We start from the raw sequence: 9,342 nt of genomic DNA on the forward strand, positions 1-9,342 counted from the left end.
CCCGGCTGATCCCGGCCCCGGCCAGTGCGGTCTTCGCGGTGCTGGCCGATCCGCAGGGCCCGGCCCCGTCGGGTCAGGTCAGGCCGTGCTCCGGCGCGCGTAGCAGCGGCGCAGCCAGCGCGCCCGGTCCGCGGCGGCCGGCTCGAACGGCAGCCGCCGGTGCATCACCCTACGGTTGTCGAAGAGATGGAAGCCGCCCGCCTCCACCAGCACCGGAACGCCCTCGCAGCCGGCGACCCGGGCCACGAAGCGGTCAAGCGCGGCACGCGCGGCGGGGGTGCGCCCGCTGACCCGGCCCGGCCCGTACCGCAGTCCGGTGCTTCCGTCCGGCAGCGTCCACAGCAGCGGCGCCCCGGTGCGCAGCGGCGGCCGGCCCGCGGGGTTCACGCCCGCGCCAGCACCCGTATCGGCGCCCGCGTCGGCGCCCGGTCCCGCGCCACCACCCGTCTCCGCGTCCGCTTCCGGCTCCGTGCCGTACGACGCGTACGACTCGGGGGCGCTCACGTCGAAGTCCGGCTGGTGGAGTGCGGAGATCGTGGCGAGGGGAAGGCCGGCGAGCACCTCGTCCACGGGGAGCAGCCAGGTCGGGACGCGTTCGGTGTTGCGCATGCCGTAGAAGGTCAGGAAGTGCGGAATGGATTCGCCTGGGGTGCCGCCCGGGGCGTGGTCGAGCACCGAGTCGTCGGTGTGCCAGTCGAGTTCGGTGGCGTACCCCCACGAGGTCTGGCTGCGGGCGGCGCCGGCGCTGGGGGCGACGTTGCGCAGCAGGCGGCCGTGGTTCTCCCAACGGAAGGCGACCGGTTCGAGGCCGAGCAGGCGCAGCAGCCCGAAGTGGACGAGGTTGGGCACGGTCAGCAGGGACTCGTCGCAGAAGCCGTCCCGGGGCGTCGGCACCTCCGCGTCGGCCTGGGGCAGACCGTCGAGTTCCAGCCAGGGCGTGGGGGCGCCGCGCCAGCGTTCGAGTCCGGCCAGGGCGGTGGCCGACAGCCGGCTGCGGAGCAGGCGCGCACCCTGCTCCAAGTAGTACTGCGGGTCCTCGTCGGGCAACGGCGGGCGGCGTACGGGGCCGGCGCCGGCGGGCGCGGGAGCCGTCGCGGGGGCCACTTCGCCGGCCGCGGGGGCCGGAACGGCCGGCTCCGGGCCGGACGGGCGGGGAACGCGCTGGTCCGGAACGGGCCGGTGGGAGGCAGGCTGATCCGGGGCGGACGGGTCGGGGGCGGCGTGGGGGGCCGCCGGCTGGGGAAAGGGGGGCCGTGCTGCGCTGGGCTGTTCCGCGACCTGGTGGGTGACCTGGGGCGCGGCGGGTTCCGCGGCCGGGGCGGACCCGGCCGGCACGGCGCTCGGGGGCGTGGGGGCCGACATCGAGCAAGGGGCTGCGACGGGCCGGCGTCTGTGCAGCGGCCCGGGCGCGGGTGTTGCGGTCATGATCACGAGCCTAGGAAGCGCACGGCGCCACGTCATCGAACCCGTCAAAGGTTGAGCTAGTTCTGAGCTTTCGAGCATGCGTACGGGATCAACGACATGGCTCCCGTGGCAGTCTTGGCCGAAACGGACCGGCACACCACGGGGAGATGGCCGATGACCGACCAACAGCGCTGTCCGATATCGCTTCCGCACCGCCTCGATCCCGGCGGCGCCCAGCAGCACGCCGTCAATGCGGGCCTGCGTGAACACGGTGCCGCCGTACCGGTGATCCTGCCGGGCGAGGTGTCCGCCTACGCCGTCGTACGGCACGAGGAGCTCAAGGAGTTCCTTCAAGATCCGGCCGTCGCCAAGGACTCCTGCCACTTCGCCGCCCTGCACGCCGGCGAGTTGCCCGCGAACTGGCCGCTGACGGCCTTCGCCACCGTCCAGGGGATGACCACGGCCGACGGTGACGAGCACCGGCGGCTGCGCGGGCTGGTCAGCAAGGCGTTCACGCCGCGCCGCGTGGAGGCGCTGCGCCCGCGGGTGCAGGAGCGCACCGGCGCGCTGCTCGACCAACTCGAAGCCACCGCGTCCGCGGCCCCAGGCGGCGTGATCGACCTGCGCGAACACTTCGCGCTGCCGCTGCCGCTCGGGGTGATCTGCGAACTGCTCGGCGTCAACACCGCGCACGAGAAGCGTCTGCACGAGCTGTCCCACGACATCGTCAGCACGGCCGCATCGCCGCAGCGGGCGCGGGCCGCGACCGAGGAGATGTACGCCGTGCTGTCCCAGGTGGCGGCCGAGCGGCGGGCCGCCCCCGGGGACGACCTGACCAGCGCGCTGATCGCGGCCCGGGAGGAGGGCGACCGGCTCACCGAGGAGGAGCTCGCCGCCACCCTGCTGCTGATGATCATCGCCGGGCACGAGACCAATCTGCATCTGATCACCAATGCGGTGCGCGCCCTGAGCGCCCACCCCGAGCAGCTCGCGCTGGCCCTGTCCGGCCAGGTGAGTTGGGACGCGGTGGTGGAGGAGACGCTGCGGTACGACAGCCCGGTCAGCTACTTCCCGTTCCGCTACCCGACCGCTGACCTGCCGGTGGGCGACACCGTCATCCCGCGGGGCGCCCCGGTGCTGGCCTCGTACACGGCCGCCGGGCGCGATCCGCTCGCCTACGGGCCGGACGCCGACCAGTTCGACGTCACGCGCAAGACCGACGTGCGCAGCCTCGCCTTCAGCCACGGGGCGCACTACTGCCTGGGGGCGCCGCTGGCGCGCATGGAGTCGACGATCGCGCTGGAGATGCTGTACGCGCGGTTCCCCGGGATCACGCTCGCCGTGCCGGAGTCCGAACTGCCGCCGCACCCCAGCTTCATCGGCAACAGTACCCACACCCTGCCCGTGCGGCTCACGGGTGGCGGCGCGGCCTGATCGGGCGGGCGGCACATCGGCCGCAGCCTGGAGATGACCGAGGGCCGTGCCCCTCCTGAGCGGACCGGGGTGGCCCCGATGCGTGCACGGCGATCGCCTGCGCGCCGGAGCCGCCCCGGTCTGCGGCGTCTGCGCTGTCCGCGGCGTCTGCTGTGTCTGTGGGCCTGCCGCGTCCGCCGTGTCTGCCGTGTCTGTGAGCCTGCCGTGTCTGCCGTGTCTGCCGTGTCTGCCGGTGCTTTCTACCGTCGTGAACCAGCCAGGCAGCGGCAACCGCATCGCGGCGAGAACCGGCCACCTCGCCGCGATGCGATGTGGCGGGTTCGAAGACCATGCTCACGTCAGCTTTGGGTAAAGCTCGTATACGCCGTAATCCCTGAACCGTTAATCTCCGGGCTCAGCCGACGCAGCAGCATGCAGCAGCATCCGGTGGGTGAGACCTGCGCAAGCCGCCGTCGCCAGCGGGCGGCGGCGCGCAGTCACGGACAGGAGTTCGCCATGCCCGTCAAGGACGCCCCGGTGTCGGGAGTGTGGGCCGAGTTCGGACGACAGCTCCGGCACTGCCGGCGGCGGGCCGGGCTCACCCAGCACCAACTCGGACTGCGCCTGGGCTACCACCACAGCCTGGTCAGCAAGTGGGAGAGCGGCAAACGGGAGCTGCCGGCCGGCCTGGTGCGCCGGTTGGAGGCCGAACTCGGGGCCGGGGGCGAGCTGTCGGCGATCGCCGCCGGGGCGCACGGCTCCCCGACCGGCTGGCCCGGCGGCTCGCCCTGGGACACCGCATCGCTGTTCCTCCCGGTGCCGGGCGGCCGGCAGCCGGACCTGATCGGGCCGCTGACCGTGGACGACTGGCCGGCCGGGCTCTCCACGCAGGGGCCGCGATGTCCGTTGCACGAGCGGGTGGACTGTGCCGTTCCGGGGCTCGGCGACACCCGGGCGCTCTTGGCCGAAATGCAGCGGGCCGCCGAGGACCGGTTGCCGGTCGCCACCGACCCGGAGACCGTGCACGGACTGGCCGGGCTGTTGAGTGCCCAGGCCCGGCTCAGCGTCGGCGCGCCGCCCACCGCGGCCCTGGCCAGCTCCGTCGAACGGGTGCTGCGCTCGGTGGTGGCCTGGGCCGAGGCCGTCCACCTCACCGGCTCCTTCCCCACCGTCCAACTCCGGCTGGCGGCGGACTACGCGCAGGTGGCGGGGCGGCTGCGGATGGAGCGCGGGCAGAGCGCGATCGCCATGGCCTGGTTCTGCCACGGGCTGCGCTGGGCGCAGAGCGCCGACGACGACGTGGCCCGCGGCATCCTGCCCACCGACCTGAGCACACTGGCCAGGCTCGACGGCGATCCGACCGCGGCACTCGGCTACGCCCAGGGCATCGCGGCCGTCGACTCCGGCCGTGGCTGGATCATGACGCTGACCCACGCCTATCAGGCCCGGGCGTACGCGGCGCTCGGCGACGGCGCGGAGACCCGCCGCCAGGTGGCGCTCGCCCGGCGCCGGCACGCCGCGCTGACGGCGCGGGACGCGGCCGAGGCGCCGTGGCTGTGTGGCGTGGACGGGATGACGCGGGTCGAGTCAACGGCGGGCGGGGCGCTGCGCGACCTGGCCGCGGCCACCGGCGACCGGGCGACGGCCAGGGAAGCGGCGCGGGCGACCGCCGGCGCGCTGGCGCTGCTGCCGCCGCGGCTGCCGCTGGCCGAATTGCTGCTGACGGTACGCCTCGCCGACTGCCACGCCTGCGACGGCGACCCCGACGCGGCGCTGGCGATCATCGGCCCCGCCATCGAAGGGGCCATCCGCGCCCGGCAGATGACGATCTCCCGCGAACTGCGCGGCCTGGAAATGCGGTTGGCCGGACGCTGGGGCGAACTGCGCGCCGTACGGGGCTTCCGCGACCGGCTGCGCAGCCTGGACACCTGAGGGCCGGGCGACAGGCACCGGCCCAGTCGGCGGGGCCGCCCGACGGGTTCGCCGACAGGACCGCCCGGGCGGAGCGGCCCGGCAGGACCGCGGCCGGAACCACCAGCCAGCATCCCCGGCTAGCAGTCCCGCTAGGGCACGCCCCGACGGCCCTCGCCCCGGCACCCCCTCCCCCGCCACGGCTCCAGCCGCACCCCGTCCACGCTCCAGCGCGCCACGGCCCCGCCCTGATGACCTACCGCGTACCGCGCATCACCTCGTACGGGACTCGCGCGTACCGCACTGGCGCGGACGGGACCGGCACGGGCCGCGAGGACGCGTGCGGGGAGAGCGCGTACGGGCCGGCGCGCGCCAAGCCCACCCGCACCCCATCGCCGCGTACGACCGTCGCGTACGGCCCGACCCGCGCCGCATCCCACACGGCCACCCCACACCGCGCCACCGCATACCGGTCACCGCACCGCGTCGCCGCATACCGGTCACCGCGCCCCCGCCGCCCCAACCCCCCGGGCCGGCCCGCGCCACCGCCCCCGCGCCCCCGCCCCCACTCGGCGTCCGGATATCGGCCGCCGTTTTCCGGTTGTTGACAGAACCGCCATGTGCCCGGCGATCCGTTGACGCCGCCCACCCCCGGATGTGACGGTGCGGCGGCTTAGTCATGGACATGTTGTGTGTGCCGCGGTGCGGCCGTGCCCCTGTCGGTCCGAAGCGATCCGCACCCGTCCCTGGCCAGGCGGCTCAACCGAACCTCCGCATCGTGCAGTTCGCGATCCCCCAAGGAGCCAACGTGCTACGAAGAATCACGGTGGTCGGCGTGTCTTTGGCCGTCACCCTCGGCATAGCCGCGCTGCCCGCCGTCGCCACGGCGTCGGCGACCCCGGCGGACACCCCGCGGGCCGCCCCCGCCAAGTCCGCCGACCGGGCCGTCGCCGCCGCCGACAAGGCGACCGACAGCGGCCTGGACGCGCTGGCCAAGGGCCCGGACGAGGAGTTCCAGCGGCGCAGCGTGACACCTTGGCTGCGCGGCCTGTACTCGGTGGCGTACGAGCGCACTTACCACGGGCTCCCGGTCGTCGGTGGCGACGCCGTCGTCCTCGCGGACAGCGAGGGCAAGGTGCGCGGCACCCAGTCCGCGTCCAAGGCCCGGATCAACGTCTCCACCACGGCGAAGATCACCGCGGCTGCCGCCGAGAAGACCAGCCGGACCAAGCTGAAGAAGGTGGACCGGCGCGAGTCCCGGCGGCTCGTGGTGCGGGTCAAGGACGGGAAGTCGCACCTGGCCTGGGAGACCGTGCTGAGCGGCTCGACCGCCACCGCCCCGAGCCGGCTGCACGTCTTCGTCGACGCGCAGAACGGCAAGGTCATCGACTCGTACGACGACGTGCGCGCCGGGACCGGCAACAGCAAGTGGAACGGCCCCAGCCCGCTGAACATCGACACCACGGCCACCGGCGGTCAGTACCAGCTCAAGGACCCCAAGCGGCCCGGTCTGAGCTGTGCCGACTACAGCGGCGGCAGCGTGATGACCAAGTCGACCGACAGTTGGGGCACGGGCAATCCCACCAGCAAGGAGACCGGCTGCGTCGATGCGATGTGGGCGGCCCAAAAAGAGTGGGACATGCTCAAGGACTGGCTCGGCCGCAACGGCCACAACGGCAACGGCGGAAGCTGGCCGGTGCGGGTCGGCCTGAACGAGCTCAACGCCTACTGGGACGGCTCCCGGATCACCATCGGCCACAACCGGGCCAATGAGTGGATCTCGGCGATGGACGTCGTGGGCCACGAGTTCGGGCACGGGCTCGACCAGTTCACGCCGGGCGGTGCCAACAACGAGAACGGTCTCGGCGAGGCCACCGGCGACATCTTCGGCGCGCTCACCGAGGCGTACGCGAACGAGCCGTCCCCGTACGACACGCCCGGCGACTACCTCGTCGGCGAGATGATCAACCTGAGCGGCAGCGGCCCGATCCGCAACATGTACGACCCGCAGAAGGTCAGCAACCACCCGCGGTGCTACTCCTCCTCGATCCCGAACACCGAGGTGCACGCGGCGGCCGGCCCGCTCAACCACTGGTTCTACCTGCTCGCCGAGGGCTCGAACCCCGGCGGCGGCAAGCCGACCAGCCCGACCTGTAACAACTCCACCGTCGAGGGCGTCGGCATCCAGACCGCAGGCAAGGTCTTCTACGGCGGCATGCTGCTGAAGACCAGCGGCATGACCCACAAGCGCTACCGCACCGCGACGCTGACCGCGGCCAAGGGCCTGGACGCGTCCTGCAACCTGTTCAAGAAGACCCAGGCCGCCTGGGACGCGATCAGCATCCCGGCCCAGCCCGGCGACCCGACCTGCACCAGCCAGGGCGGCGACTTCGCGGTGTCGGTGAACCCGGCATCGGGCAGCGTGGACGCGGGCGCCTCGGCGACGGCGACCATCGGCACCTCCACCACCAGCGGTGACGCGCAGTCGGTCGAGCTGTCCGCCTCCGGCGCCCCGGCCGGCGCGAACGTGACGTTCACGCCGTCCTCGGTGACCTCCGGCGCCAGCTCCACGATGAAGGTGACGACCTCCGCGAACACCGCGCCCGGCACGTACACCCTCACCATCACCGCCAAGGGCAGCGTCACGCACACCGCGCAGTACACGCTGACCGTCGGTGGCGGCGGCAACCCGGGCACCGGGGCGCCGGACATCGACGTGAACAAGGTCCGGGCGCACCTGACCGAGTTCCAGTCCATCGCCAGCCGCAACGGCGGCAACCGCCGTTCCAACGGCCAGGGCTACCGCGACTCCGTCGCGTACGTGAAGGGCAAGCTCCAGGCGGCCGGTTACACCGTCACCGAGCAGGCGTGCACCTCCGGTTGCAGCGCCGGCGCCGGCCCCAACCTGATCGCCGAGTGGCCCAAGGGCGACGACTCCAAGGTGTACATGTTCGGTGCCCACCTGGACGGCGTCTCCGCCGGCCCCGGCATCAACGACAACGGCTCGGGCTCGGCCGCACTCCTGGAGACGGCCCTGACGCTGGCCGAGAAGAACCCGAACATGAGCAACCGGGTCCGGTTCGGCTGGTGGACGGATGAGGAGCAGGGCCTGAAGGGCTCGAACTTCTACACCCGTTCGCTCTCCGCCGCGCAGCGGTCGCAGATCAAGGCGTACTACAACTTCGACATGATCGGCTCGGTCAACGGCGGTTACTTCATCAACCACATCACCTCCGCCGCCGCGCAGCCGATGAAGGCGTACTGGGACTCCCTCCAGCTCCAGCCGGAGGAGAACACCGAGGGCGCGGGCCGCTCCGACGACTACTCGTTCGAGCAGATCGGCATCCCGACCTCCGGTTACGCGACGGGCGCCAGCTACCGCAAGAGCGCGGCACAGGCCGCGAAGTGGGGCGGCACCTCGGGTGGCGCGTACGACCCGTGCTACCACTCCTCCTGCGACACCACGAACAACATCAACGCCACCGCGCTCAACCGCGGCGTGGACGGCATCGCGTACACGCTGTGGGAGCAGGCCGTCTCCAAGGACACCCCGAGCGATGACTTCTCGCTCTCGGTCGAGCCGGGTTCGGGCAGCGTGGAGCCGGGTTCGTCGATCGGCGCCAGCATCTCGACGGCCACCACGCAGGGCTCGGCGCAGCAGGTGCGGCTGTCGGCCTCCGGCCTGCCGGCCGGCGCGCAGGCCGTGTTCGACCCGCAGACCGTCACCTCGGGCGGCAAGTCCGCGGTGAAGATCTCCACGAAGGCGCAGACCCGGCCGGGTACGTACCCGATCACCATCACCGGCACCGGCGCCGTCACGCACACCGCCACCTTCAGCCTGACCGTCGGCGGCGGCGCCCCCGGCTGTGACGAGCAGTTGATCGTCAACGGCGGCTTCGAGAACGGCAGCGCGCCGTGGACCGGCAGCACCGGCGCGATCGGCGCGCAGGCCGGCCAGTCCCCGCACGACGGCAGCCGGTTCGCCTGGCTCGGCGGCTACGGCAACGCCACCAGCGACACCATCAGCCAGACGGTGACCGTGCCGACCGGCTGCACCAAGGCGACGCTGAACTACTGGCTGCACGTGGACACCGACGAGACCGAGAACACCCCGTACGACCAGTTCACCGTCAAGGTCAACGGCGCCACCGTGCAGTCGCTGAACAACACGGACGCGGCCGGCGGCTACCAGGAGCGCTCGGTCGACCTGAGCCAGTACCTGGGCCAGCAGGTCACCGTCACGTTCACCTCGGTCGAGGACGCCTACCTCCAGACGAGCTTCGTCGTCGACGACGTCACTCTGAAGGTGAGCTGACCCGCACCCCACCGAACCACCGGCCGACCGCGCCCCGCTGCCCAGCGGTGCACACCACTGGGCAGCGGGCCCGCACCGGCCGGTGAACCCGCCCCGCGCACCGGACCAGATCCGCCCGGGCCTCGCGCCCGACGGGCCGAACCGGCGCGCGGGACGAGCAACATGAGCCGTACGAGCAGCACGACCAGCAAGAGCAGTACCAGCACGGTATGAGCAGCGCCAAGCGTGGCTGCTCGCGGCGCCGCCCGGGGAGTCCCGGGCCGGGGTCTTTTTAACAACAACGCGCCCCCCCGCCGGGC

At 72.8% G+C, this 9,342-nt stretch carries 4 protein-coding genes; 3 read left to right on the plus strand and 1 reads right to left on the minus strand.

The genetic code is table 11. The annotated features are described in order from the left end of the window. Positions 1-78: 78 nt before the first annotated feature. Positions 79-1,047 carry a TauD/TfdA family dioxygenase gene (locus AAHZ94_RS21380; RefSeq protein WP_349994595.1) on the minus strand — a complete coding sequence of 323 codons (969 nt, stop codon included), beginning with the start codon at positions 1,045-1,047 and terminating at the stop codon, positions 79-81. A 531-nt stretch (positions 1,048-1,578) separates the two neighbouring features. On the opposite strand from AAHZ94_RS21380, the gene AAHZ94_RS21385 reads away from it, so the two are divergent. The 3 genes from AAHZ94_RS21385 to AAHZ94_RS21395 all read left to right on the plus strand — a co-directional run bounded on the left by AAHZ94_RS21385 (position 1,579) and on the right by AAHZ94_RS21395 (position 9,043). Continuing rightward, positions 1,579-2,838 (plus strand): cytochrome P450 family protein, encoded by a 1,260-nt coding sequence (locus AAHZ94_RS21385; RefSeq protein WP_349994596.1) that lies wholly within the window; start codon positions 1,579-1,581, stop codon positions 2,836-2,838. Positions 2,839-3,333: 495 nt separating this feature from the next. After that, positions 3,334-4,749 carry a helix-turn-helix domain-containing protein gene (locus tag AAHZ94_RS21390; RefSeq protein ID WP_349994597.1) on the plus strand — a complete coding sequence of 472 codons (1,416 nt, stop codon included), beginning with the start codon at positions 3,334-3,336 and terminating at the stop codon, positions 4,747-4,749. Positions 4,750-5,536: 787 nt separating this feature from the next. Further along, positions 5,537-9,043 carry a M28 family peptidase gene (locus AAHZ94_RS21395; RefSeq protein ID WP_349994598.1) on the plus strand — a complete coding sequence of 1,169 codons (3,507 nt, stop codon included), beginning with the start codon at positions 5,537-5,539 and terminating at the stop codon, positions 9,041-9,043. Positions 9,044-9,342: the final 299 nt, after the last annotated feature.

Source organism: Streptomyces sp. HSW2009 (genome assembly GCF_040240285.1).
Lineage (GTDB): Bacteria > Actinomycetota > Actinomycetes > Streptomycetales > Streptomycetaceae > Streptomyces.

Bases quoted from the DNA above. Each gene is read 5' to 3' on its own strand.
- AAHZ94_RS21385 (WP_349994596.1), top strand. From the start codon at position 1,579: ATGACCGACCAACAGCGCTGTCCGATATCGCTTCCGCACCGCCTCGAT.
- AAHZ94_RS21390 (WP_349994597.1), top strand. From the start codon at position 3,334: ATGCCCGTCAAGGACGCCCCGGTGTCGGGAGTGTGGGCCGAGTTCGGA.